Below are 24,362 nucleotides of genomic sequence, written 5' to 3'. Positions count from 1 at the left end.
GGACGAAGTCCCAGATCTTCTTGGCGCCTTGTACACCGCCGAAGAGGACGACTTCGATGCGGTGTTCGAGGAGCTGGCGGGCTGCATCTTCCATCAGGGGTCCCTTTACTCGGCGACAGCTGTCGCCGTGCCGTTTCTGGCGCATGCCGCGGTCAACCTTGAGGGCAAGAGGGACCATGCCCTGTTCTTCCTGGTCATGCTCGCGGACGAGGCTTCACGCGGGGCTGATCAGGATCAGGTCGCGGCGCGGCGGGCTGTTGAGGCCGAGCTGCCAGAACTTCTAGGCAGGTGTCTGGCTGATGCCGACACCGAAGTGCGCTGTGCCGCGGTTCGGCTCGCCGCCTCGGCGGTTGGCCCCGCCCCTGCCTGGATCGTCGAGGCGCTGGAGCTGACCTACGAGAGCGATGCGGTTCCGCGGGTCAGGGCCGATGCGCTGACCGCGCTCGCGCTCCTGCTCCCAGGTGACAGCCGCGAAGCGAGTCGGCGGGTCGAGGCACTGCGAAGCGAGTGGCCGGAGATCCGGCTGGCGGCCGCCCTGCTCGACCTCGGGACATCAGCGGCCCCGTACCCTCCGGTTGCTCTGTCAGTCATCGCCCGGGACGGATCCGCCTCGGCAGCCTCTCCGGCATTGCCCTTTCCCAACGCGCCGGAGGAGAGGCTCACCGAGCTTCTGCTCGCTGATCCCGAAGGAGCGCTGCGGGTTGCGCAGCAGTGGGTGGCCGCAGGAGACGCAGGAGGCCGGGGGTCCTGGCTCGCCAGGGACTTGGTGCACGCGTGGCGCGGCGTCGAAGGGCGGGTGGTCGCGTTGCTGCTGGAGGCCTTCCCAAAGCAGGTCACTGCCTTGAGCGTCAGCAGCAGAATCAGCGATGCCGCGTTCTGGATGCCCTACGCGGGTCCGCAGAGTGAAGAGGTGCGGCAGCTCCTCCTCCGCGAGGCCACGCATTCGGATTCGCGCATGGCGGACGCGGCCATACGTGCCCTGGCGGGCATGGGCGATCTGACCATTCTTGAAGAACGGTACGACGCGTCCAGCTGGGCACTGGCGATCCTGCTTGTCCACCATCGTGAGGCGGCACGTCCCCACATGGACGCCGCACTTGCCCGAGCGTTCAAACTGGGCAGGGTTGGCGCTCTTTTGACGGCGGCCCTACGTCCCGGAGACGCATCCGGGATGGCAGCCGAGATCAAGGAACTGCTCCGAACCCCCAGCTGTCAGGGCGTGGCCGCCGGGATGCTGGCCGCTGGGCTGCTTCCCCGAGGCGAGGTCGACGTCGAGATCTTCGACCTGCTCGCGTCCGGAGCGGCCGAGGACGACGTCTGGCGCAGCACGAGTTCCGCCGTCGCCCTGGCGGTCCTTACCGGTGATGCGGAGCCGGCACTGGCCTTGATCACACCACTCCTGCGCCAGGCAAGCCTCAAAGACGGACTTCTGCGCCATGTCGGTCGCCTCGGACCCTTGGGAACGCCACTCCTCGGCGACCTCCGGAAGCTCCTGGAGCGATCTGATCTGACTGGCGCTGCCGCCGCGGAGGCCTACTGGCGGATCGCTGGAGATGCTGAGGCCGTGCTCCCGGCCCTGACTCGATTGACGGCCAGTCGCCGTTCCAACGAGCCGACCTTGACGGCAATCCAGGCTCTCAGCACCCTGGCGGACATCGGCCGGCTTCCAGAGCAACTGCGCTCCGAAATGGCGGAGATCGCATTCAATCGTCGGCGGGTGACGAGTACGGGCGGTCCGGTGGAACTGCCACACAGGGACGAACGCATGCGGCGCGCTGCGCGTCGACTGCTCAGCCTGGAGGGGAAGTGAGAGGTACGGGGCCCGGGCCGGAGACGACGTCGCTCTAAGTTCAGTGTCGTGATCCGAGGAAGGGGATGCAACCCGGCTGTGACGTGTCCGTGATGCGTCACATCAAGGGCGATGTCACCTGGCAGACCACCACGAGTTCGAGGCGAGGAACGACGTAGTAGGCAAAGGACCCACCCGCCACGTCGAGGTATCGCATCGCCTCACCGGCTCCCTCGTATGTGGTGCCGTCCAGGTACTGAGCTTCTGCTGCCCGGACGAGCTCGTCAGCCTTCACTGAGACGGCCGCGAGGAAATCAGTCGGCGCGCCCTTGGTGACGTACTCCTCGCTGGGGAGGTACTCCCAGCTCCAGCTCACCCGTTCACCGCTGCGAAGGCGGAGCGGTAGAGCTCGGCGACGATGGTGGCGTGCTGCCGGCACTCGTCGATGGTCTCGCTATGGTTCGCAAGATAGTTCGAACGGTGGTAGGCCTCCGAGGTGTCCGGCCGGCGTTCGATCTCGACCACAGCAGCCCAGTGGGCGATGAACGCCTGGAGGGGGCTGATGCCGCCTGACTTGATGGCCTCCGCCATCGCCCTGGTCTGCCCCTCAAGCATCTCGGGAAGGCGGTCGGCAGCGACGACCGCGAGCGCGGCCTTCAGCGCGGCGGGGGTCTTCTCGGGTCGGGGGATGAGCTCGGACCCGTCGTGCACCGGCTGACTCACCGCGCCACTCCTCTCGTCCTCGAAGAGGTTACTCGCCCAGTGCGGACTGTCGCGCTCATTCCTGTCGGTGTTGAGCCGGCCGCGTTTGCCGAGCAGCACGAGGGCGCGGTCGTCGATGCCGAAAGTGTCGTCCTGTTGGGCCGTGCCGCTTTGAGGGTGTTGAATCTCGCGGACGGCACGGCTCGGTTTGCCTCCTGGACCGCTCCGGGGCCGGGGGAGTGGTGTCTGCCCGCGGGCGGTGGAGGCCATGGTTTCCTGGGCCTTCGATGACGCTGGCTTCGAGCGGCTCGGCCTCGAGCACGCGATGGGCAACGCGGCGGAAACCTTCGGAAGCCCACGAGAGTGGGCTGCCCGCGCGCACGTCAGGAGCCGGAGGCCAGCGCGTCGATCAGGGCTACCGCTTCGCCGAGCAGACCGATCTCCTCCTCGCTGAGCGTCGGGTTGGCCGCGCGCCGTCTCCTCGCCTCTTCGAGCTGACGCGGCTCGACGCCGCCGAGAAGCCGGAGCATCGGAGCGAGAACGGCGCGGGCCATGGTGGCGACGGCGGGCATGGAGACCGAGACCTGCGCCAGGATCAGGGCGGCCATCGCCACGTCCAGTCCGGGCTGACCCTCGGTCGAGGTGGCCCAGTCGATGACAATCGGGCCTCCCGGGGTCAGCATGACGTTCTCGGGGTGGAGGTCCAGGTGCAGGATCCGGTGCTCCGGGTCGGTGGAGAGCCGTGCCGGTATCGCATGCAGACGCCGGAGCAGGTCCGCCAGCGTCTCGCCCGCGCGCTCGGCTGTGATCGTGCCGTCGGCCAGGGCTTCCCGCATCGTCGCTCCGGGCAGCCGCTGCATCACCAGCTCACTGGTGTCCGTACCCGGCGAGGCGGCGGCCACCGGATACCCGTGCTCGGCGAGGTAGGTCATCACGGCGATTTCGTGGGTGGCGTCACTTCCGTCTCGATAGCGACGCAGCACCCGCCCCTCGTCCAGCGCGAAGACGTCCGCCGTCCGGCCTGCGCCCACCAACTCCCCGATTCTCATTCCAGCGAAGCTAGCGGGCCGCGTCCGCGACCTGGACGCGGGGGCCGCCGGGGCGGGTGGCTCGCTAGGCTCGCCGCCCCCGGTGTGACGGGTATGGCGGATGAGCGGGCCGGGGCGAGGGGGAGTCATGGCGGGCAGAGCGGGGCGCGGGGCCTGGTGGGTGGATGTGCCGCTGCTGGGGGTCGCCGTCGTGTGGGGCGGGAGCTATCTCGTCGCCAAGGAGCTGGCCACCGCGCAGACCGTGCTGCCGGTGCTGGTGCTGCGGTTCGCGGTCGTGCTGCCGGTGCTGTTCGTCTTCGGCTTTCGCGGGCTGCGGGCGTTGACGCGGGAGCAGGTGCGCGGTGGGCTGCTGCTCGGCGGGATCCTCGGGCTGGTCCTGCTGTTGGAGACATACGGCGTCGTGCACACCTCGGCGACCAACGCCGGGCTCATCATCAGCCTCACGATGATCTTCACGCCCGCAGCCGAGAGCCTGGTCGCCCGCGTGCGGCTGTCGCGGGGGTTCCTCGCGGCGGCGGGGCTGTCCGTCGTCGGCGTGGCGCTGCTGACCCAGGGGGCGGGATTCACCTCGCCCTCGCCCGGTGACGGGCTGATGCTGCTCGCCGCGCTGGTGCGCACCGTGAGCGTGCTGGCGAGCTCGCGGCTGCGCTCCGTCCGCGACGCGGCCGCGCTGCCGCTGACGACTGTTCAGCTCAGCGGCGCGGTGGTGGCGTTCGGGCTGGTCTGTCTGCTGCCGGGTACGGGTCCTGCCCCGTGGGCGTTGGCGGCCGGCTTCGGTGGCGGGCAGTGGCTGCGGCTGGTGTTCCTCTCGGTCTTCTGCACGCTGTTCGCCTTCGCCGTACAGATGTGGGCGGTGCGCCGCACGTCGCCGTCGCGCGTCGCGCTGCTGCTGGGGACGGAGCCGCTCTGGGCGGCCGTGGTCGGGGTGAGTCTGGGCGGTGACCACCTCGGCGTGGCCGGTGTGGTGGGCGCGGTGCTGGTGCTGGCCGGAACGGCGTGGGGGCGGCGCGCCGCGCCCTCGTCCGCGCCCTCGTCCGCGCCGGCTCCCGACGCGGAGCCGACCGGGGATGCCGTGTCCGATTCCCGCCGGACGGACGAGGACTTGATCGTTCAGCCTTGACGGCATGGACAGTGATCGCAGCAACCACGCCGAGATCGACCCGGCGATCCTCTACTTCGGCACGCCCGTCGTGCTCGTCGGCACCCGCAACGCGGACGGCACGCCCAACCTCGCGCCCATCTCCTCCGCCTTCTGGCTCGGCCGACGCGGCCTGATCGGCCTGGGCGGTTCCTCGCACACGTTGGCCAACCTGCGCCGTGAGCGCGCGTGCGTGCTGAACCTGCCCGCCGCCGACCAGGCCGACGCCGTCGACCGGCTCGCGCTGACGACCGGCGCGGACCCGGTGCCCGAGGGCAAGCGCAGCAAGGGCTACCGCTACGAGCCGGACAAGTTCGGCGCCGCCCGGCTGACGCTGCTGCCGGGGCGCAGCGTCGACGCGCCGCGCGCCGCCGAGTGCCCGGTGCAACTGGAGGCCGTGGTCGCGGCCTTCCACTCCCTCGCCGAGGACGACCCCGACCAGCGCGGTCGGATCTGGACGGTCGAGGTGGAGGTCGTCCGCGTCCACGTCGCCGACGCGATCCGGATGCCGGGTCACCCGAACCGGATCGACCCTGACCGCTGGCGTCCGATGATCATGAGCTTCCAGAAGTACTACGGCCTCGGCGCGCAGCTGCGGCCGTCCACCCTCGCCACGATCGACGAAGACCTCTATCGCAGCCGAGTACCGACGGTGACACCGGCGTCGAGCCTGACGGAGAACCGAGCAGCAGCGCGATGAAGCGGACGTATCCGAACCTGGAACAAGAGTTGGGGATCGGCGACGACCACCGAGCCATCGGAATCGCTCACGATCAAGAAGGGCGGACTCTACCCTGAGGGAGCGGCCCGGGCGCGGGCATGCGGGAGGAGGCTCAGTGGCCGCCAATTCGCGTTCGGTCTCGGTCGGCACCTGGAATATCGGCGGGGGGATTCTGGGCGATTCCCATCAGCGGTCCGGAACGGCGCAGTTGGACTACCACGTCCAGCAACTGCTTGAGCGCAGTCCGGATGTGCTCTGCTTGCAGGAGTCCCACGAGTTCCGCGATGGCCGGACCGGACAGGCGGCCGAGATTGCCAAGGCCCTCGGGGCCGACGCACAGCAGACGGCGCGGATCAGCGGGTCGCACCTGGATCCGGACGCGGACCTCAGCCTCGCCATTCTCTCGCGCAGCGGGCTGTCTGCGGCGCGGACGGTCATGTTCCACAATCCGGGCCTGAGTTGGCCGGGGCCGACCGGAGAGCGCTGGGACATGTTCGACAAGGGCTATCTGGTCGCCGAAGTCGAGTTCCACGGGGTCCCGGTCCGGATCGTCAACGCGCACCTCTTTCCGTTCCACTACTTCGGAGCGCGGGCCACGGAGCCGCGATTCTCCTCGCTCTGGCGGGATTTCGCGGACGACCTGCTGACCCTCGCCGGCGCCGGACCGACGATCGCGACCATCGACCTCAATCACGAGCCCATCGAAAGCGTTCTCGGGAGCATCTTCGAGGGCCGCGTCTTCGGGAACGCCTTCAGCCATACGCCGAGTACGCCCAAGGGCGTCCAGCAGGACTACATCGTCTACACGGCCGCGCAGCTCAGTTTGCTGGAGACCTCCGTGGTGCCGACCCAAGCCGACCATCACTACTGCCAGGCGGTCTTCGCGCTGCCCGAGCCGCCTGGCTGATCAGGCCCGTCGGCAAGGCCGACGAGGCCGTGAGGGGGATCGATGAAACGCTGGATGGTTCGGTTCGCTGAGAACGTCGATGCGATCGTGCCATTGGTCCTCGGCATCGCCGTGAGCGTGCTGAGCCTGCTCGACCTCGTCTCCGCTCATCTCGTCGAGAACTCGATCCTCGTCGTCATCGCGGTGCTGTCCTTCGCGCTGCTGCGCGACAGGTGGAACGAGGACGCGACGGACCAGAATCTGCGTGGGACGCTGGCGGCCACCCTCTCCCTCATCAACGACCTCCAGGGAAAGCTGGCCCTGATCAGCCGGCTGGAGCAGTCGACGCGGAGCATGCACGTCACCGTCCAGGGCTTGGCGAGTATCCGGACGCTCAAGGGCGCGGACATCGACTGGGCGTTCAGAGCTGCGCGCAAGCACACGGATCGGTGGATGTTCAAGGGGGGAACGGGTACGTACACCCGAGCGGTCACGCTGCCGGTGTGCGCGGAGATCGCGCGGCGTGAACGACGGGCGTTGACGATGCGCCTGGAGATCCTGGATCCCACCAACGAGGCGCTCTGCGAGCAGTACGCGCGGTACCGGACCTCGGTCGCCTCAGGCCCGGACGGGACCGGGGAGTTCTGGACGACGGACCGGACGAGAAAGGAGTCGTTCGCGACCATTCTGGCGGCCTGCTGGCATCAGCAGGGGTTGTCGCAAATTCTGGATATCGGGGTCGGTCTGACGTCGACCGTGTCGACTTTCCGGTTCGACCTGTCGGCCAATCAGATCATCATTACCCAGGATGACGGTCCGGCCGTGATGATTTCCGACGAGAGCCCGCTCTATGATGGCTACGCCACGGAGCTGCGCACCAGTTTCACCCAGGCCCGCCGGGTACCACTGGAATCGGCCCTGCGGTTTCACCTCAGTGGGAGGCCGACCTGTTCCGAGGTGCGCGCGCTCTTCGTCGGTCTGCAGATAGACCTGCCCGAGGAGTATGGAGAAGATGATCTGGAGCAGATCATCGAAAAAGCTGTCCATGCGAAGAACCCTTACGGTGACCCGGAATTCGGCGAGCCGGAATGAAGCGGCTGGTTCCCGTGCGCCAGGAGAGGCAGAACGCATGCGCAATGTGCGACCGACAGAAGGGGTGACCCGTCTCGTGGACTGCGATCTTTCGCATGCGCGTGCAGTCGCCGTCGAAGCTGCCGAGGCAGCAGGATCCCTGGTGCGGGCCAGGCTCTTCCAGAGTCTCGACATTCAGGCCAAGGGTGAGTCCGGCGACGTCGTGACGGAACTCGACTTCACGTCGGAGAAGCTGATCGTCGGAGCGATCCAGCAGGCCTTCCCCGGTCATCGCATCATCTCCGAGGAAATGGGGGAGGCCGTCGGCGCCGAGGCCGAGGCGCGCTGGACCTGGCTGATCGATCCCGTGGACGGCACGAACAACGTGGTGATCGGCCTGCCGGTGCTCGCGATCGGCATCGCGCTCTGCCGCGACGGAGTCCCCGTCATGAGCGTGGTTCACGACCCCGTCTCGCGCAGGACGTGGTCCGCCATCCATCGGCAGGGCGCCTGGGACGCCGGCGGGCGGCTGTTCCACACCCCGCAGACGCAGGCGCGGCCCAGGCCGCTGCTGGCCTGGATCCAGGGGTACAGCGTCGCCAGAGACGACGCAAAGGCTCAGGCGCTGCGCATGGTCCTGTCCCACGTCGCCCATCGCGTGCTGGACCTGTGGGCACCGCTGACCTGTTGGACCATGCTGGCCCGCGGCGACATCGACGGCATCGTCGGGTACCGAATCGGAGAGATCGACCTCCACGCCGGCGCTCTCATCGCGACCGAGGCTGGGTTGCGGATCCAGGACTTCTCGGGTGTTCCGTTCGCCTCGGGCCTGCACGGGCCGGGGGACGAGCAGTGTCTGGTGGCGGGCTCCGCTCGGGTGGTCGCCGAACTCGCGCGGGTGGTTCCGGCCGCCGCGCGTCTGGAGCGGCAGTTGGGAAGGCTGCGCATCGGGGATTTCATCGAAGGCGGCTGAATGTGGCCATCCGGCTTCGGCGCTCTCGTCCTGGTGCTTCCGCATCCGGCATCCTGTGGAGGCGGGAATCGGGACAGGGCGGCCCGTTGAGCTCACGGCCCCTGCACGCAGATCTCATGGAGGGGGATCACGGTGATCGGAGAGCTTGAGAAGCGTCTTACGCAATTCGCCATGGAGCACGCGAATGGCAGGAGTGATGCGCTGTCCAGGGCTCTCTCCTCGGTGCTCCACCCTCCGGTCTTTCGCGCACTTGTCGGAGAAGTCATCGGGAGGGAGGACTTCTTCGGCGAGGTTCTCGCTCGATCACTCTGGCATCCGAACGGATTTGCGAAGATCGTGCTGCTCACCGCCCCGGAATTCCGGCTCAGGCTGCATGCCTGGAGAACTGATGACGCCGCGTCGGCTGCAGACGCGGAGAATATCCACAATCATCGGTGGGATTTCACTGCGGCCATACTGGCCGGCGGCTATCGGCACCAGGAATTCCAGGTGAGCGAGCAGGGTCAGAGCTTCTTCGGCTATAGATACCGATCCGCCGACGATCAGTCGTCCTACTCGCTTGTCCCGCTCGGCCGCCGCACCCTGAAATGCGTCTTCGACGCACACCTCACCCAAGGCACCCGTTACACGATGTCGAGCACCGTCCTGCACCGGGTCAGGCCGGATCCCGCCCAAGCCGCGATAAGCCTCGTGTTGGAGGGCCCTCATCTTCCTGCGGCCGTGGAGGTGTTCGCCGAGGTGGAGACCGAGAAGGGAACGGACACGCCCTTCGTCCGCTTGTCGCCGGACGCCCTTCTCCATCATCTGCGTACCGTCTCGGCCCTACCGGCCTTCGGGTAGCTGCGAGACCCCACGTCCTCGGGTCCTGCCCCCGGGCTCTGACTCTGGCTCGGCGAGCGTGGGCTGACGCCCTTTCGGATGCGAGCATGGGCGGTGGTGCCGACGGTCAGGCCGACGGCGACGTCCATACGGTGACATCCATGAAGTGCGGAGAGGCAGTGCGATGAAGTATCTGATGCGGGAGCGGGTCTTCGGGATCGGTGACGATCACTGGGTCACGACCGAGCACGGGGAGAAGGCCTTCCTGGTCGACGGCAAGGCACTGCGGGTGCGCGAGACCTTCGAGCTCAAGGACCACGCCACCGGTGAGATCGCTGCGGTGATCAAGAAGAAGATGATCTCCGTCCGCGACACCATGGTGATCGAGCGCGACGACGACAGGATCGCCTCGGTCAAGAAGAAGCTGATGACCGTCTTCCGCGACAAGTACCTCGCCGAGCTGGAGGACTCCGTCGGCGGCGGCGAGATCGAGGTCGCCGGGCACTTCACCGACCACGAGTTCGAGATGGAGCGCGACGGCCGCCGGATCGCGAGGGTCAGCCGCAAGTGGTTCTCGATCCGCGACACCTACGCCATCGACATCGAGGACGGTCAGGACGTCCCGCTGCTGATCGCGATCGCTGTCTGCGTCGACCACCTGAACGCCGAGGAGCACCACCGCGACGCCTGAGCAGCCGCTCAGGAGATTGAGTGGAATAGACTCAACTTATGTCATGCTTGAGTGAGCAAGCTCAGCAGTAGACGCGGTGCAGCCACCGGAGGAGGACCGAGCAGACGTGGACGCCAGCAAGCTCACCACCAAGGCCCAGGAGGCCCTGTCCGCGGCGATTCGGCAGGCTTCGAGCGCGGGCAACCCGGATGTCACCCCGGTGCACATCCTGCTCGCGCTGCTCGAGCAACCCGAGGGCATCGCCCGGCCACTGCTGGAGGCGGTCGGCGCCGACCCGTCGCGGCTGCGCGGCGCGGCCGAGCGGCTCGCCCAGGCGCTGCCCAGCGCACAGGGGTCGACGGTCGCCGCGCCGCAGCTCGCCCGGCAGACCGTCGCGGTGCTGAACGAGGCGGCCGCCCGCGCGGCCGAGCTGGACGACCAGTTCGTCTCGACCGAACACCTGATGGTGGGCCTCGCCGCCGAGGGCGGCGCGGCCGCCGACGCGCTGAAGGCCGAGGGCGCCACGGCGAAGGCGCTGCTGGAGGCCTTCAAGGAGGTCCGCGGCAGCAGCCGGGTCACCTCCGCCGACCCGGAGTCCACCTACAAGGCGCTGGAGAAGTACGGCGCCGACCTCACCCAGGCTGCCCGCGACGGCAAGCTGGACCCGGTCATCGGGCGGGACCAGGAGATCCGTCGCGTCGTCCAGGTGCTGTCCCGCCGGACGAAGAACAACCCGGTGCTGATCGGCGAGCCCGGCGTCGGCAAGACCGCCGTCGTCGAGGGCCTGGCCCAGCGCATCGTCGCGGGCGACGTGCCGGAGTCGCTGCGCGGCAAGCGGCTGGTCTCGCTCGACCTGAGCGCGATGGTGGCGGGCGCGAAGTACCGGGGCGAGTTCGAGGAGCGGCTGAAGGCCGTCCTGGCGGACATCAAGCAGAGCGAGGGCGAGGTCATCACCTTCATCGACGAGCTGCACACGCTCGTCGGCGCCGGTGCGGGCGGCGACTCCGCGATGGACGCCGGCAACATGCTCAAGCCGATGCTGGCCCGCGGCGAGCTGCGCATGGTGGGCGCGACCACGCTGGACGAGTACCGCGAGCGGATCGAGAAGGACGCCGCGCTGGAGCGCCGGTTCCAGCAGGTGCTGGTCGGCGAGCCGAGCGTCGAGGACACCATCGCCATCCTGCGCGGGCTCAAGGGCCGCTACGAGGCGCACCACAAGGTGCAGATCGCGGACGCCGCCCTGGTCGCGGCGGCCACACTGTCCAACCGCTACATCACCTCCCGGTTCCTGCCGGACAAGGCCATCGACCTGGTCGACGAGGCCGCCTCCAGGCTCCGGATGGAGATCGACTCCTCCCCGGTCGAGATCGACGAGCTGCAGCGCGCCGTCGACCGGCTGCGGATGGAGGAGATGGCACTGGCCAAGGAGTCCGACGCGGCGTCGGTGGACCGGCTGGAGCGGCTGCGCCGCGATCTCGCGGACAAGCAGGAGCAGTTGGGCGCGCTGACCGCCCGCTGGCAGCAGGAGAAGGGCAGCCTGAACAAGGTCGGCGAACTCAAGGAACGCCTGGACGACCTGCGCGGCCAGGCCGAACGCGCCCAGCGCGACGGCGACTTCGCGACCGCGTCCCGGCTCATGTATGCCGACATCCCGGCCGCCGAGCAAGAGTTGGCCTCGGCCCAGGACGCGGCGCGCACCGAGTCCACGACGTCGTCCATGGTCAAGGAGGAGGTCGGCCCGGACGACGTCGCCGACGTCGTGGCGTCCTGGACGGGCATTCCGGCCGGGCGGCTGATGGAGGGTGAGACGGCGAAGCTGTTGCGGATGGAGGAGGAGCTCGGGCGGCGGCTCGTCGGCCAGAGCACGGCCGTGCAGGCGGTCTCCGACGCGGTGCGACGGTCGAGGTCCGGCATCGCGGACCCGGACCGGCCCACCGGTTCGTTCCTGTTCCTCGGCCCGACCGGCGTCGGGAAGACCGAGCTGGCGAAGGCGCTGGCGGACTTCCTCTTCGACGACGAGCGGGCCATGGTTCGCATCGACATGAGCGAGTACGGCGAGAAGCACAGTGTCGCCCGCCTGGTCGGCGCGCCGCCCGGCTACGTCGGCTACGAGGAGGGCGGCCAGCTCACCGAGGCGGTGCGGCGGCGTCCGTACGCGGTGGTGCTGCTCGACGAGGTCGAGAAGGCGCACCCGGAGGTCTTCGACGTGCTGCTCCAGGTCCTGGACGACGGCCGACTCACGGACGGCCAGGGCCGGACGGTGGACTTCCGCAACGCGATCCTGATCCTGACGTCGAACCTGGGGTCGCAGTTCCTGGTGGACCCGACGGTGGACGACGCGGTGAAGAAGGACCGCGTCCTGGAGACGGTCCGGATGGCCTTCAAGCCCGAGTTCCTGAACCGGCTGGACGACATCGTCGTCTTCGACCCGCTCTCGACCGCGGAGCTCAGCCGGATCGTCGACCTCCAGGTCGCGACGCTGGGACGGAGGCTGGAGGACCGCAGGATCACCCTGGAGGTCTCCGAGGCCGCCCGCGACTGGCTGGCGATCACCGGCTACGACCCCGCCTACGGCGCCCGCCCGCTGCGCCGCCTGGTCCAGTCGGCCATCGGCGACAAGCTGGCCCGCGCGATCCTCTCCGGCACGGTCCGCGACGGCGACACCGTCGAGGTCGACGCGGACGAGGGCGCGGACCAGCTCACGGTCACCCGGAAGGACTGACCCGCGAGCGAGGGGGCCCGCACGCGAACGTGCGGGCCCCTTCGCTGGTGCTCAGAACTGGCTCGGGCTCAGAACTGGCTCGGGCTCAGAACTGGCTCGGGCTCAGAACAGACCCCAGTCCGCTCCCCAGCCGGCGCTGACCTCCGTGCGTGCGCGGAAGTTGCCGTGACCGGTGCCGTCGAGGAACCAGAGCACGCCGTTGCGGTCCCTGGCGAGCAGGTCGTAGGTGCCGTTCTGGTTGAAGTCGCCGATGCCGACGAAGGTGTTGTAGCCACCCCAGCCGCGCCCGATCCAGGCGCGCGGAGCGAGCCCACCGTGGCCGTTGGCCTCGTAGCGCCACATCGAGCCCGAGGCGTCGACGGCGAGCAGGTTGCCGTGCCCGTCCCCGGTGAGATCACCGGCGCCGATCAGGTGCGTGTAACCGTTCCAGCCGCCGCCGAGGCGAACCTTGGGGCCGAACTTGCCCTTGCCAAGGCCCGGGAAGAACCAGAGCACGCCGTTGCGGTCCCGGGCCAGCAGGTCGTCGTGCCCGTCGCCGTTCAGATCACCGGGCGAGACGATGCTGGTGAAGCCGCCCCAGCCGGATCCGACGCTGTAGGCGAAGCTCGTCTCCGGGCAACTGAGCGACGCGTTGACCTCCGGGTACCACCAGAGGTTTCCCGCCGCGTCGACGGCCAGCAGATCGTTCGCCCAGCCTGCGGCCTGGTGGCCGATCGGGATGAGGGTCCGGTAGGGAAGGATGGCCGCGGTCGAGCCCGGGATACGGCAAAAGGCGGCTTTTTCGGGCACGAGCCGGCCGTTGTAGCGGTCCCACCACGTCGACCCGCCTCGGCCGGTGCGCATGGCGAGCAGGTCGGGGCGGTCGTCGTCTCCGAAGACATGGCGGTCGACGACCGAGTTCCGAACCGTCACGGTCGTCGTGTCGGTCGGATGGAAAGCGGAGCCGCCGTGCGGCAGTACGCTCACCGACCAGACGTAGTCGCCGTTGAATGCGAACTGCCCGTTCGGGAGCCTGCCGTTCCAGGTGGCGGTGAAGGAGGCGTGCGCCGCTCCGCCGCTGAGCTTGGCGACCGTCTGCCCGGTCGACCGGCGGACCACGCTTGCCTGCCATGCGTCGATGGGCTGTGAGACCGCCACGGACATGGGGACCGGGCCCGACCCGCCGCTGTACTGGCTCGACAGGCTCGCGGTCACGGCCGAGTGCGGCACCCCGGGATCGATGACGTGGACGTCGCGGTCGTCCCCCGACCCCTCGTAGGCGAGGTATCCGGATTGCGGGTCGACCGTCCAACTGACGTCGGGCGTCCCGTCGTACAGCGTGGCCGTGGCGATGGCCACGGGCGCGGCGGCGGTCCCGCTGTGGAAGTCGGTCAGGAGTAGCTGACCTGTGGTCAGATCCTGGTTGATCAGGTAGCCGTCGCCGACCCGCGACAGGTAGGGCGCGCGGGACGGCAGCGGGATGCTCCGGCCGGAGTCGAGGTCGTAGACGCCGGACGGCGCGGCCGCCCCGCAGTTCCAGTAGATCCAGTGCTGCGAGGTCTGGAAGTCCTTCGGGGTGCATCCGCTCCCGGTGTTGACGGTGCGGACCGGCTTGCCCCAGGCGTCCACCTGGACGAGCGTTCCCGCCGGGAGCGACGAACGCGCGGGGGGCAGGGTCCAGCCGGGGGCGAGGTTGCCCGTCGGAGGGAACACGTAGTCCGAGCCGGGCGTGACCGAGAAGGCCGCCGTCGATGCCCACTGGCGGGAGAGGCTGAGCTCTCCGTTCCGCATCCAGAGCGCGGTGACGTGGGATTTCGGCACCGCCGGCGCGTACACGACGTGGCTGGTCAGACCCCCGTCCGGGGTCGCTGTGTACTCCTTGACGGTGTATTGGTTCCGCCAGGTGTCATTGGGGGCCGACGAGGCCATGAAGAGGTTCTCTCCCGAGCCGAACAGCCACAGGTCGGCGTTGCCGTCCAGCACGGTGGGGGCCCCGCCGGTCAGTGGCAGGTCCTTCAGTTGGTTGTAGTCGGGAAAGAGCAGGTGGTTGCCGATGACCTGGACGGAGGCGATGTAGGGCAGGTCGGCGCTGGGGCGCTGAGGGGTGACCGGGACCCCGGCCAGTGCCTTGTCCACCGGGTAGATCAGGGCCTTGTCGCCGCCGCCCTTGACCGAGTGGTCCAGTTCGAACACAGCGACGTGGTCGCCGGTGATGTAGACGCCGTTCGGGTAGTCGTTGGGCGCCGACGTCAGTTCGTGGTACGTGGCCGTGGCCCAGTCCGCCACACCCCAGTGGGTGACCCCGTCCGGGGTGAGGAACCCGACGGCCAGACCGGCGGGGGCGCCACTGATCGAGAAGGACTGCGCGTTGCCGGGGACGCCGCGCAGCGGCACGGGGGTGGCTGTGCCGGCGGAGTCGTACGACAGCAGTGCGTAGACCTGGTTGGCCGCGCCGACGAGCACCTCGGTCCCGTGCACGGCCACCGGGTCGGTGTTGGGCGGCAACTGGTAGGCGGTCCAGGGCCCCGAACGCGGGTCGCCGACCCTGAGCACGCTCGCTGTCCGGTCCCAGAGCCCGATCTGGTCGCCGTCGGCGTGGACGGTGCCGTCGACGGTGCCGGGCAGACTCACCGGCGTCACTGCGCCTGAGGCGTAGTCGAGCCAGGAGTACACCGCAGGCGTCTGCGAGTCTGCGACGAAGAGCGCGCCGGTGGCACCGTCCTGCAGACCCCGCGTCGGCGTGATCGGACCGTCGTCCACCGGCGGGATGTCCAGCAGGTCGCGGGCCGTCGTCGGTGTTACCGATGCCGCCGCCGACGGGCCGGTGCCCGCCACCGACACTGCCGTCATCGCCGCGACTGCGCTGATCAACGCAGTCCGCCACCTGGATGTAAGCATCCGGAACCCACCCCTTCCCACCGGCGGTGATCGCCGGGGCAGCGGGAGCCTAGTGGGCGCCACGGGCGCGGGTGGCGGCATCAATCCGGCCTCGTGGTTGAGAAACCGGAATGAATTCGTTCGCGAAGCGCGCCATATCGGAGCATGCCGGGCAACTCCGCGCTCCTGAATCGCGCTCCATTGGCCCGGCATCCACGGCCGCCAGGCGCCGGCCCCTGGTCCCCGCGAACGAAACCTCGGACCGGGGCGCTGGGTGCTGGGCGTCGTGCCCCTCGGTGAGGCAGGATGAAGGTGGCAAGCCGTAACTCGAAGGGAACCTCTCTCGTGAGCATCGACCCGTCCTCCATCCCCTTCTTCGGCGGGCAGGAGCCCCAGCCCCAGACGCCGCAGGGGCCGCCGCCGGTGATCATTCCGGATGCGGACCTGGTCAAGCAGCTGCTGGACCAGATGGAGCTCAAGCACGGCGTGGACGACGAGGGTGACGTCGTCGCTCCCTGGGAGGACTTCCAGATCTACTTCATGTTCCGTGGGGAGCAGAAGGAGCTCTTCGCGGTTCGTGCGTTCTACAACCACTCCGTGGAGCTGGCCGGCAAGCACGGGCTGCTGGAGGCGCTGGACGAGTGGAACCGCGAGACCCTGTGGCCCAAGGTCTACACGCACACCCACGACGACGGCGTGCTGCGCGTGGTCGGCGAGACGCAGATGATCGTCGGCATGGGCGTGAACATCAACTACTTCATGGCCATGGTCGTGAACTGGGTCCAAGCCTCGGTGACCTTCAACCAGTGGATGAACGAGCGCCTCGGACTGGTCCAGGACGTCGACGGCAAGGGTGACGACGCCGACGGCGCTGCGGGCCCCGAGGGCACCGAGTCCTAATCTTGACCTTCGCTTTACATGGCGCCTGCAACCGCTTGCGTAGGGTTCGGACTCTCTGGACGTGTTGAGTACGTCCGGTGACGAAGTGACGTGAGCGGAGCAGGTGGCGTGGGGCGCGTGGGGCGGATCAAGAACAGCATCGGTATAGCACTGCTGGCCGGCGCTGTACTGGCGGGTGCGAGCGGCTGCGGTGGGAGCGCCTCGGCGACGGCGTCGAAGGGATCGGCCTCGCCGGTGGCCGGCGCCAGCGGCAGTGCGAGCGCGAGCAGCAGCCCGTCGGCCAGCCCGTCGCCGACGCATCCGGCCGGTCCGCCGATCCAGCTCGACTCGATAGCCCCGCTCGACGGGTCGACCGTCGGCGTCGCGATGCCGATATCCATCGTCTTCACGCACGGCGTCGACTCCTCCGCCCGCAAAGCCGTCGAGCAGGCGCTGAAGGTGACCACCTCGGTGCCGATGACCGGCGCGTGGCACTGGTTCAGCAGCCACCGGGTCGACTGGCGTCCGCAGAACTTCTGGGCGCCGGGTACCAAGGTCTCCATCGACGCCAACCTCAAGGACGTCGGCGACGGCAACGGCCGCTGGGGCACGCACAACTACCACCACAGCTTCACCATCGGCGCGGACACCGAGACCAAGGTCAGCGTCCCCGGTCACTGGATGAAGGTCTACCGCAACGGCTCGCTGGTGAAGACCATGCCGATCGACGCGGGCAGCTCGACCTTCCCGTCCTGGGACGGGACGATGGCGGTGATCGTCAAGCAGCCGACGGTCCGGATGACCTCGTGCAGCGTCAACATCACCTGCGACAAGAACAACCCCAACTTCTACGACCTCACCCTGCCGAACGACGTCGAGCTGACCTACTCCGGCACCTACGTCCACTACTCGACCGGTGACCCCTACCCGGGCCACAGCGCCGGCTCGCACGGCTGCGTGCACCTGTCGATGGACGACTCGAAGTGGTTCTACAACTACGTCGAGGTCGGCGACCCGATCACCATCTCGGGCTCCCCGCGCGGCAACGCGGCGGGTGACAACGGCTACGCCGCGTTCAACCTCTCCTGGAGCCAGTGGCTCGCGGGCAGCGGCGCGGGCGAGCTGCCGACCACGGTCGGCTAGGTTTCGACCGGTCCGGCGAATGCCGGAAGCGGACTCAGGGCAGCAGGACCGTCTTGCCCGTCGACTCGCGCGCCTCGATCGCGCGGTGCGCGGCGTCCGCCTCCGCGAGCGGGAACGTACGGCCGACGAAGGGCCGCAGCGTGCCCGCCGCGGCCGCGGCCAGGGCGTCGCGGGTCTGGCGCAGCTGCACCTCGGGGCCGCGCGGGCCGACGGCCGGTCCCCAGTACGAGAGCGCGCTCACTCCGCGCGCGGCGGCCTCGCCCTCGGCGAGGCCGGTGGCGGACCCGCTGGAGAAGCCGAAGGCCACGAAGCGGCCGCCCGCGCCCAGCAGTTCGAAGGCCTCCCGGCCGATCGGGCCGCCGACTCCGTCGAAGACGACCGTCACACCCATGACGCCCGCCTCGCGCAGCGCGGCGGACCAGCCGGGCGTGCCGTAGTCCACGACCGTGTCCGCGCCGAACTCCTTGGCCAGCGCGAGCTTGCGCTCTCCCCTGGCCAGACCGATCACCCGCGCGGCGCCGGCCTTCCGCGCGAGCTGTACCAGTAGGGCGCCGACCGCGCCCGCCGCCGACTCGACGACCACGACGTCGCCCGGCCCGACCCCGGCCAGCTCGGTGAGCGCGACGGCCGTGCGGCCGGTTCCGAGCAGCGAGACCGCGTCGGCCGCGCTCAGCGCCGCCGGCACCGGATGCGCGTCGGCGGCCGGCAGCACGGCCAACTCGGCGTAGCCGCCGCCCCGCTGGGTCTGCCCCGCGACCCGCTGCCCGATCAGCGCCGGATCCGCGTCCGGCCCGACGGCGACCACCTCCCCGGCCACCTCCCGCCCCGGCGTCCACGGCAGTGCCGGCGGCGCGAGCGGGGTCCCGGCCATCGCCCCTGACCGGACCTGCGTCTCGACGAACTGCACCCCGGCGGCCCGCACCCGCACCAGCACCTCGCCGACCCCGGGCTCCGGGTCCGCCACCTGCTCGACCCGCAGCTGCTCCGGCCCGCCGTACTCCCGCAGAACGCTCGCCAGCATCTCGCCGTGTCCCTTCGTCGCTTCCCCGTCGCTTCCTCGCCCTGCCGACTGCCGACGCTACGCCCGCGCCACGACGGCGGCCTCGGGCGCGGGACCTAGGCCGACCGGGACCTTCCGCGCAGGACGGAGGCCCTATGCGGCAGGCCACGAGTCGGTCGGCCTATGCTGCGGTCATGAGCGACAGGCCGCTGTTGAACCGCCGGCTGGCGGGCATGGGGACGACCATCTTCGCGGAGATGTCCGCGCTCGCCACGGCGACGGGTTCGATCAACCTGGGTCAGGGCTTTCCTGACACGGACGGCCCGCGCGAGATCGCCGAGGCGGCCGCGCACGCCGTGCTGACCGGCAAGGGCAACCAGTACCCGCCGGGTCCCGGCATCCCGGAGCTGCGCGGCGCCGTCGCCGAGCACCAGCAGCGGTGCTACGGGCTGACGTACGACCCGGACGGGGAGGTCCTGGTCACCGCGGGCGCCACAGAGGCGATCGCGGCCTCGCTGCTGGCCCTGCTGGAGCCGGGCGACGAGGTGATCGCCTTCGAGCCCTTCTACGACTCCTACGCGGCCTGCATCGCGATGGCGGGCGCCCGCCGGATCCCGCTGACCCTGCGCGCGCCGTCCTTCCGTCCGGACCTGGAGCGGCTGCGCTCGCTGATCACGCCGCAGACGCGGCTGTTGCTGCTCAACTCCCCGCACAACCCGACCGGCATGGTGCTGACCCCGGACGAGCTGCACGGGATCGCCGCCCTGGCCGTCGAGCACGACCTGCTGGTGGTCACCGACGAGGTCTACGAACACCTCGTCTTCGGCCCCGCCGTCCACACGCCGATCGCGTCGCTGCCGGGCATGCGCGAGCGGACGGTGTCGATCTCCTCCTCGGGCAAGACCTTCTCCTTCACCGGCTGGAAGGTCGGCTGGGTGACCGGCTCCCGCGAACTCGTCGCGGCGGTGCGCACGGCGAAGCAGTACCTGACCTACGTCAGCGCGGGCCCGTTCCAGTACGCGGTGGCCGAGGCGCTGCGTCTGCCGGACTCCTACTTCACGGACTTCCGCGCCGACCTCCAGCGCAAGCGCGACCTGCTGGACGCCGGGCTGCGCGCGGCGGGCTTCGAGGTCTACGAGCCGCAGGGCACGTACTTCATCACCACGGACATCACCCCGCTGGGAGAGAAGGACGGCCTCGAGTTCTGCCGCACGCTCCCCGAGCGCTGCGGGGTCGTCGCCATCCCCAACTCCGTCTTCTACGACGACCCGGAGGCCGGCCGCAGCCAGGTCCGGTTCACCTTCTGCAAGAAGGACGAGGTCATCGAGGAGGCCGTCCGGCGGCTGGGCTCGATGGGCGCCTGAGCGGCAGCCGAGGGCGGGTTACCCGGCCTGCCGGATCCTCTTACACTCCGTCATATGTCCGACGGTGGAGCGGCGAGCGCGCCAGGAACGGCCAGCCTCGAGCGGTTCTTCGAGTCGCTCGGCGATTCGCCGTACCGGGGTGACCACCTCAGGGTCGTACGGGCGGTCGCTGACACCTTCCCTCATCGGTGGCTCCGCCGGACACGCGTCATCTTCTGGCAACCTCCGCCCACCTGGGTCAGACTGCGCGAGGTCGACGGTCGTCCGGAGGTGCGGACGGAGCGGGCCACTCCCTATCAACTGGGGGACTACACCGCCTACGACGAAGGCAGGGGCTGGTGGCCCTGGAAGGCCGCATTCCACGAACGACTGGACGACAGATGCGTCGCGCTGGTGATGGGCGCCTTCATGAGCAACCACGGTCGCGTGCGGCGCACCTTCGGATACCTCGCCACGCTCGTCAACCCGCGCACCAGGGCGAGGATGCGCCGCTCCGACAGGAATCTGTTCGTCTATGTGAGTCACGAGAACGGGTCCCATGCCAAGGACCTGTCGCTGCCCCTGGTCGCACGGGGTTGGCTTCTTCGGCGGGTCCGGATCACCGACGAGGCCCTCGCCTACCTCGCCGGGCTCGAGTGACGCGGCGGGGTCGAGGCCGGTTGAGGGCGCCACTGGCCATGCCCGCGCGCTGCGGGGGGACGGAGGCCAGCGCCGTGGACATCAGCATCGGGGTCGACAGGCCGACGCCGAGGCCGGTGACCAGGAGGACGGGGAGCAGCGCGGTCCGGTGATGCGCGTGCTCGAAGGCCCGGGGCCGGTCCCGCTGCCGCCGCGCTCACCGCGGCGGTGAGATCACGCCGGGGAGTGAATGGTCGGTGGGTGGTTGACGCCGGGGGACGCCGTTCGGGTGGCGCTCGGAAGAGTGACGCCGGCGGCGCGGATATGCCTGTATATGCCGGATGAATGAGTGAAAAGCACGTGCCTCCGCAACCGCCGCGGAACGCGGCACGTCAACGGCCATGAGAGCCAGCATGACAGCGGAGCCGAAGGAATCCGGGCACTTATGATGCGCCGACGCCGAAAATGGGTAAATCCCCTACGGACACGGAGTATTCGTGCTTCCCTGCTTCCTGAGTCCCCCGAATGTCTCTCCGCCGTGGCACCCTTATGCCCTGCCATGCCCAGCCATGTCCGGTCGTGCCCCGGCGTCGTCGAGTGACCCGAGTACGCGGAGCCGAGAATGCTCACCACCCTCCACACCAACTACACCGACACCCGCGCCGGCGACCTGGCCTGGTGCCTGGGCAGCGGGCTCCTCCCCGCGCTCGCCGTGCTCGACCTGAAACTCGGCCCCAACACCATCCAACTGCGGCTTCTCGGCGCATCGCACCAGGTCGTCCTGGACGAGGGGCAGGAGGGGTGCGTGGAGACGGTCGCCTGCCTCCCCGGCCGCCGGACCCCGCTGCCGGCCCGCGCGGCCGAGCGCGTCAGCGGCTGGGAGTACGAATTCGCGGCACGCATCGAAAGGCTGACCACGCCCGAGTTCGAAGGCCGGGCGGGGGAGTTGCTGGCCCTTGTGGAGAACCATCCGCACGGCCTGGCCGGAGTCTTCCCCGGCGATCCGAATGCCTTCACCGCATTGCTGGCCGGCTGCGACGAGCACGGCATCCTCTGGCGTACCTGGCACGCCTATCCGCAAGAGGGCCGTTTGGTCTGCACGCGGTCAACTCTGCGGAGACGGAGCTAACAATCATTCATTTGTCCGGCCGGTCAAGCCGGTACCGTAAGTCACCACCCCAATGGGCGACGTGGCCGCACCGCTCCGTCGCCTAGCGTTTCCGCGTGATCAACCCGAACCCCCGGGCCGCGCGGCTGCTGGTGCTGCTGGCGGCCTTCGTCTGTGCCGCCTGCGGGTTGGTCTACGAGCTGGAACTGGTCGCCCTCGGCAGCTATCTGCTCGGCGACTCGGTCACCCAGGCCTCCGTCGTGCTCTCGGTGATGGTCTGCGCGATGGGCCTCGGCTCGTTGCTGGCCAAGCGCTTCACTCGGCGTCCGGCGGCGTCCTTCGCGCTCGTGGAGAGCGTGCTGGCGCTGGTCGGCGGCCTCTCCGTGCTCGCGCTCTACGGCTGCTTCGTCTGGCTCGGCCACTATCAGGCCGCGCTGGTGGCCGTCGCCTCGCTGATCGGCCTGCTGATCGGCGCGGAGATCCCGCTGCTGATGACGCTGATGCAGCGGATCCGGCGACAGGAGGCGGGCCGCGCGGTCGCCGACCTGTTCGCCGCCGACTACGTGGGGGCGCTGATCGGCGGGCTGGCCTTTCCCTTCCTGCTGCTGCCCACCCTCGGCCAGCTCACCGGCGCGCTGCTGACCGGCGTCATCAACGCCGCAGCGGGCGGGCTGATCGCTCTCTGGCTCTTCCGCGAGGAACCGGCGCCGCGCGCGCGGCTGCTGCTCTGGCTGCTGAGCGGGGCGGTGGTCGCGGTGCTGCTGCTCGCCTGGGTCGGCAGCGGCGCGTTCGAGCGGGCGGCACAGCGCCGCCTCTACGGCGGTCCGGTGCGGGTCAGCGAGCAGAGCCGTTACGAGCAGATCGTGCTGACGGGCGGCGCGGGCACGCCGGCCCGGCTCTACCTGGGCTCGCGGCTGGCTCTGTGCGGGCGGGACCAGGCGGCGTACCACTCGGCGCTGACCGGCCCCGCGCTGGCGGGCGGGCGGCGGGACCGGGTGCTGGTGCTGGGCGGCGGGGACGGCCTGGCGGTCCGTCAGGCGCTGGACGCGTCCGGCGTCCGGCGGGTCACGCTGGTCGAGCGGGACCCGCTGCTGCTGCGGCTGGCCCGGACGGACCCGGTGCTGGCCGCGCTCAACCGGCACGCGCTGGACGACCCGCGGGTGGACACCGCCACCGCGGACGCCTTCGGCTGGCTGCGCACCGCGCCCCGGCAGGAGCACCCCTACGACGTGATCGTCGCCGACCTGCCCGCGCCGCGCCTGGACGAGGCCGACAAGCTCTACACCGCGGAGTTCTACGGCCTGGTCCGGCGGATGCTGGCACCGGGCGGGCGGCTGGTCGTGCACGCCGGGGACCGGCTCTGGGATGTCAGCGACACGGTCCGCGCGGTGGGCCTGACGCCGGTCGGCTACGCGGCGGCCGGGCGGGGCGGCTGCGAGGAGCCCGGGGCTGTGGGCGGCGCGTGGCACTTCGTGCTGGCCGCGCAGGAGCCGCCCGCGCTCTCCGGGCTGGACCGCTTCTCGGCGGACGGCGTGCGGGTGCTGCGGGAGCCGGCCGGCGGCGACGGGCGGGTTGCCACGCTGCTCGAACCGCGCTGAACCGTCCCTTCCCGGGCCCGGGGTGGGTAGGCTCACCAGGCATGGAGCATGAGGTTCTGGTACCACTGCCGCCGCAGGCCCTCCGGCGCTCGCTGGACCGGCCCGAGCTGCTCGCCGCCTGCCTGCCGGGCTTCAGCCTGGACGAGGGTGGCGGTGTGCCCCTGACCGGCCGACTCAAGCTGCGCGTCGGCGGCTCCTCGATCACCTACCGGGGGGAGGCGCGCCGCCTGGACGGCGGGCCCGCGGACTACGCCTTCGCGCTGGACGGCGAGCAGTCGGTCGGTACCGGCAGCGTCGCCGGCACGGTCCGCCTCCGCCTGGCCGCTGCCGCGGACGACTCGACCAGGGTGACCTTCCTGACGTCCCTTCAGGCCAAGGGCCGCGTCGAAGAGCTGCCGCCCGAGGCGCTCGAAACGGCCGCCCGCCGCCTCCTGGACCGCTTCTGCGCCGACCTCGCCGCGGCTGCGGCGGGGCGCGATGCGTCCGGCGCTTCGGCGGACGCGGCGGAACCGGCTGAGGCAGAGCCGCCCGCCGCCTCCGGCGCGCCGGGCGCTTCCGCTCCGGCACATGCTGCGGAGCCCGCCGCAGATGGCGGAGAGGTCGATGGGTTCGGCGATGCCGAGGGCGAGGAGGGTGCAGACTCCGGCGCGCCGGGCGCTGCCGCTGCGGCAGATGCTGCGGAGCCCGCCGCAGATGGCGGAGAGGTCGATGGGTGCGGCGGTGCCGAAGGCGAGGAGCTTGCAGCCGCGGCCGAGCCGCCCGCCGCCTCCGGGGCACCGGGCGCTGCCGCTCCGGGTGACCGTGCGGAGCTCGCCGCCGACGGCGAGGAGGCAGGTGGGTTCGGCGATGCGGACGGGGAGGGGGATCTCCAGGACGCGGCGGACTTCGAGGAGCTGGAGCAGTTCGGCGAGCTCGCCGAGTTGGCCGAGCTCCGCGATCTGCGGGATCTGGAGGCCCTCGGCGCGCTGGAGGAGGCCGGGGTCGGGGATCCCGGGCGGCGCAGCATTGTCGGGAGGTCGGCCGAGGAGGTCGATCACGCGCCGCCGCGTGGGCGGTACGCGCCCGCGCTGCCGGCGCGGAGCGCGCGGTCGCGGGCCTCGGCGCGCTGGGGCTCGCCGGAGCGGAGGATGGGGGAGCCGCCCGTCGCGGAGCTGGACCGGCCGCGTACGCCCTGGCTGGTCGGCGGCGGCGTCGCCCTGATCGGCGGCGCGGTCATCCTGGTCCGCGCCCTGCGCCGCTCGCGCTGAGCCCGACTC

At 70.1% G+C, this 24,362-nt stretch carries 21 protein-coding genes; 16 read left to right on the top strand and 5 right to left on the bottom strand.

Annotated features, from left to right (window positions below; all coding sequences use genetic code 11):
- The first annotated feature begins 28 nt into the window (after nt 1–28).
- The gene (locus tag ABIA32_RS19680) at nt 29–1,810 is read left to right on the top strand and encodes a hypothetical protein (protein ID WP_370096897.1); all 1,782 of its coding nucleotides are present in this window, start codon (nt 29–31) and stop codon (nt 1,808–1,810) included.
- Between the two features lie 97 nt (nt 1,811–1,907).
- Here the strand turns inward: ABIA32_RS19680 and ABIA32_RS19675 are convergent, their stop codons facing one another.
- From ABIA32_RS19675 to ABIA32_RS19665, 3 genes are all read right to left on the bottom strand, one after another.
- Nucleotides 1,908–2,165 (bottom strand): hypothetical protein, encoded by a 258-nt coding sequence (locus ABIA32_RS19675; protein ID WP_370096895.1) that lies wholly within the window; start codon nt 2,163–2,165, stop codon nt 1,908–1,910.
- Nucleotides 2,162–2,761, bottom strand: a complete 600-nt coding sequence (locus ABIA32_RS19670; RefSeq protein WP_370096893.1) for a hypothetical protein — start codon at nt 2,759–2,761, stop codon at nt 2,162–2,164. The genes ABIA32_RS19675 and ABIA32_RS19670 overlap by 4 nt, the downstream gene beginning before the upstream one ends.
- Nucleotides 2,762–2,874: 113 nt before the next feature.
- Nucleotides 2,875–3,540, bottom strand: a complete 666-nt coding sequence (locus ABIA32_RS19665) for a phosphotransferase (RefSeq protein WP_370096891.1) — start codon at nt 3,538–3,540, stop codon at nt 2,875–2,877.
- 127 nt (nt 3,541–3,667) lie between these two features.
- On the opposite strand from ABIA32_RS19665, the gene ABIA32_RS19660 reads away from it, so the two are divergent.
- The 8 genes from ABIA32_RS19660 to clpB all read left to right on the top strand — a co-directional run bounded on the left by ABIA32_RS19660 (nt 3,668) and on the right by clpB (nt 12,540).
- Nucleotides 3,668–4,660, top strand: a complete 993-nt coding sequence (locus ABIA32_RS19660) for a DMT family transporter (RefSeq protein WP_370096889.1) — start codon at nt 3,668–3,670, stop codon at nt 4,658–4,660.
- 4 nt (nt 4,661–4,664) lie between these two features.
- Nucleotides 4,665–5,378: a flavin reductase family protein gene (locus tag ABIA32_RS19655; RefSeq protein WP_370096887.1), complete on the top strand. Its 714-nt coding sequence runs from the start codon at nt 4,665–4,667 to the stop codon at nt 5,376–5,378.
- 136 nt (nt 5,379–5,514) lie between these two features.
- Nucleotides 5,515–6,306 (top strand): endonuclease/exonuclease/phosphatase family protein, encoded by a 792-nt coding sequence (locus tag ABIA32_RS19650; RefSeq protein WP_370096885.1) that lies wholly within the window; start codon nt 5,515–5,517, stop codon nt 6,304–6,306.
- 42 nt (nt 6,307–6,348) lie between these two features.
- Nucleotides 6,349–7,377 (top strand): hypothetical protein, encoded by a 1,029-nt coding sequence (locus ABIA32_RS19645; RefSeq protein WP_370096883.1) that lies wholly within the window; start codon nt 6,349–6,351, stop codon nt 7,375–7,377.
- Nucleotides 7,289–8,329, top strand: a complete 1,041-nt coding sequence (locus ABIA32_RS19640; protein WP_370096881.1) for an inositol monophosphatase — start codon at nt 7,289–7,291, stop codon at nt 8,327–8,329. Before ABIA32_RS19645 ends, ABIA32_RS19640 begins: the two co-directional genes overlap by 89 nt.
- 132 nt (nt 8,330–8,461) lie before the next feature.
- Nucleotides 8,462–9,169 (top strand): hypothetical protein, encoded by a 708-nt coding sequence (locus tag ABIA32_RS19635; protein ID WP_370096879.1) that lies wholly within the window; start codon nt 8,462–8,464, stop codon nt 9,167–9,169.
- Between the two features lie 163 nt (nt 9,170–9,332).
- Complete coding sequence (locus ABIA32_RS19630; protein ID WP_370096877.1) at nt 9,333–9,839, top strand: LURP-one-related/scramblase family protein; 507 nt, start codon at nt 9,333–9,335, stop codon at nt 9,837–9,839.
- Between the two features lie 106 nt (nt 9,840–9,945).
- Entirely contained in the window at nt 9,946–12,540 is a 2,595-nt protein-coding gene (gene clpB / locus ABIA32_RS19625; RefSeq protein ID WP_370096875.1) for an ATP-dependent chaperone ClpB, read from the top strand.
- 102 nt (nt 12,541–12,642) lie between these two features.
- On the opposite strand, the gene ABIA32_RS19620 is transcribed toward clpB, so the two are convergent.
- A complete protein-coding gene (locus ABIA32_RS19620) occupies nt 12,643–15,390 on the bottom strand; it encodes an FG-GAP repeat domain-containing protein (protein WP_370096873.1) in 2,748 nt (915 codons plus the stop codon).
- Nucleotides 15,391–15,741: 351 nt separating this feature from the next.
- On the opposite strand from ABIA32_RS19620, the gene ABIA32_RS19615 reads away from it, so the two are divergent.
- The gene (locus ABIA32_RS19615; protein ID WP_370096871.1) at nt 15,742–16,296 is read left to right on the top strand and encodes a YbjN domain-containing protein; all 555 of its coding nucleotides are present in this window, start codon (nt 15,742–15,744) and stop codon (nt 16,294–16,296) included.
- A gap of 117 nt (nt 16,297–16,413) precedes the next feature.
- A complete protein-coding gene (locus ABIA32_RS19610) occupies nt 16,414–17,418 on the top strand; it encodes an Ig-like domain-containing protein (protein ID WP_370097000.1) in 1,005 nt (334 codons plus the stop codon).
- A gap of 34 nt (nt 17,419–17,452) precedes the next feature.
- Here the strand turns inward: ABIA32_RS19610 and ABIA32_RS19605 are convergent, their stop codons facing one another.
- A complete protein-coding gene (locus tag ABIA32_RS19605; protein ID WP_370096869.1) occupies nt 17,453–18,439 on the bottom strand; it encodes a zinc-binding dehydrogenase in 987 nt (328 codons plus the stop codon).
- 173 nt (nt 18,440–18,612) lie between these two features.
- On the opposite strand from ABIA32_RS19605, the gene ABIA32_RS19600 reads away from it, so the two are divergent.
- From ABIA32_RS19600 to ABIA32_RS19580, 5 genes are all read left to right on the top strand, one after another.
- On the top strand, nt 18,613–19,782 hold the full coding sequence (locus ABIA32_RS19600; RefSeq protein WP_370096867.1) for a pyridoxal phosphate-dependent aminotransferase: 1,170 nt from the start codon (nt 18,613–18,615) through the stop codon (nt 19,780–19,782).
- Between the two features lie 54 nt (nt 19,783–19,836).
- Complete coding sequence (locus tag ABIA32_RS19595; RefSeq protein WP_370096865.1) at nt 19,837–20,421, top strand: hypothetical protein; 585 nt, start codon at nt 19,837–19,839, stop codon at nt 20,419–20,421.
- A 601-nt stretch (nt 20,422–21,022) separates the two neighbouring features.
- On the top strand, nt 21,023–21,529 hold the full coding sequence (locus tag ABIA32_RS19590; RefSeq protein ID WP_370096863.1) for a DUF2617 family protein: 507 nt from the start codon (nt 21,023–21,025) through the stop codon (nt 21,527–21,529).
- 95 nt (nt 21,530–21,624) lie between these two features.
- Nucleotides 21,625–23,106: a polyamine aminopropyltransferase gene (locus ABIA32_RS19585; protein ID WP_370096861.1), complete on the top strand. Its 1,482-nt coding sequence runs from the start codon at nt 21,625–21,627 to the stop codon at nt 23,104–23,106.
- Between the two features lie 41 nt (nt 23,107–23,147).
- On the top strand, nt 23,148–24,353 hold the full coding sequence (locus tag ABIA32_RS19580; RefSeq protein ID WP_370096859.1) for an SRPBCC domain-containing protein: 1,206 nt from the start codon (nt 23,148–23,150) through the stop codon (nt 24,351–24,353).
- The last annotated feature ends 9 nt before the right edge of the window (nt 24,354–24,362 follow it).

It is taken from the genome of Streptacidiphilus sp. MAP12-20, assembly GCF_041262525.1.
Classification (GTDB): Bacteria; Actinomycetota; Actinomycetes; order Streptomycetales; family Streptomycetaceae; genus Streptacidiphilus.
This window is presented reverse-complemented; position numbering and strand designations above follow the sequence as displayed.

Bases quoted from the DNA above. Each gene is read 5' to 3' on its own strand.
- ABIA32_RS19595 (WP_370096865.1), top strand. From the start codon at position 19,837: ATGTCCGACGGTGGAGCGGCGAGCGCGCCAGGAACGGCCAGCCTCGAG.
- ABIA32_RS19665 (WP_370096891.1), bottom strand. From the start codon at position 3,540: ATGAGAATCGGGGAGTTGGTGGGCGCAGGCCGGACGGCGGACGTCTTC.
- ABIA32_RS19670 (WP_370096893.1), bottom strand. From the start codon at position 2,761: ATGGCCTCCACCGCCCGCGGGCAGACACCACTCCCCCGGCCCCGGAGC.
- ABIA32_RS19640 (WP_370096881.1), top strand. From the start codon at position 7,289: ATGGAGAAGATGATCTGGAGCAGATCATCGAAAAAGCTGTCCATGCGA.
- ABIA32_RS19580 (WP_370096859.1), top strand. From the start codon at position 23,148: ATGGAGCATGAGGTTCTGGTACCACTGCCGCCGCAGGCCCTCCGGCGC.
- ABIA32_RS19645 (WP_370096883.1), top strand. From the start codon at position 6,349: ATGAAACGCTGGATGGTTCGGTTCGCTGAGAACGTCGATGCGATCGTG.
- ABIA32_RS19605 (WP_370096869.1), bottom strand. From the start codon at position 18,439: ATGCTGGCGAGCGTTCTGCGGGAGTACGGCGGGCCGGAGCAGCTGCGG.
- ABIA32_RS19655 (WP_370096887.1), top strand. From the start codon at position 4,665: ATGGACAGTGATCGCAGCAACCACGCCGAGATCGACCCGGCGATCCTC.
- ABIA32_RS19600 (WP_370096867.1), top strand. From the start codon at position 18,613: ATGAGCGACAGGCCGCTGTTGAACCGCCGGCTGGCGGGCATGGGGACG.
- ABIA32_RS19590 (WP_370096863.1), top strand. From the start codon at position 21,023: ATGCTCACCACCCTCCACACCAACTACACCGACACCCGCGCCGGCGAC.
- ABIA32_RS19630 (WP_370096877.1), top strand. From the start codon at position 9,333: ATGAAGTATCTGATGCGGGAGCGGGTCTTCGGGATCGGTGACGATCAC.
- ABIA32_RS19660 (WP_370096889.1), top strand. From the start codon at position 3,668: ATGGCGGGCAGAGCGGGGCGCGGGGCCTGGTGGGTGGATGTGCCGCTG.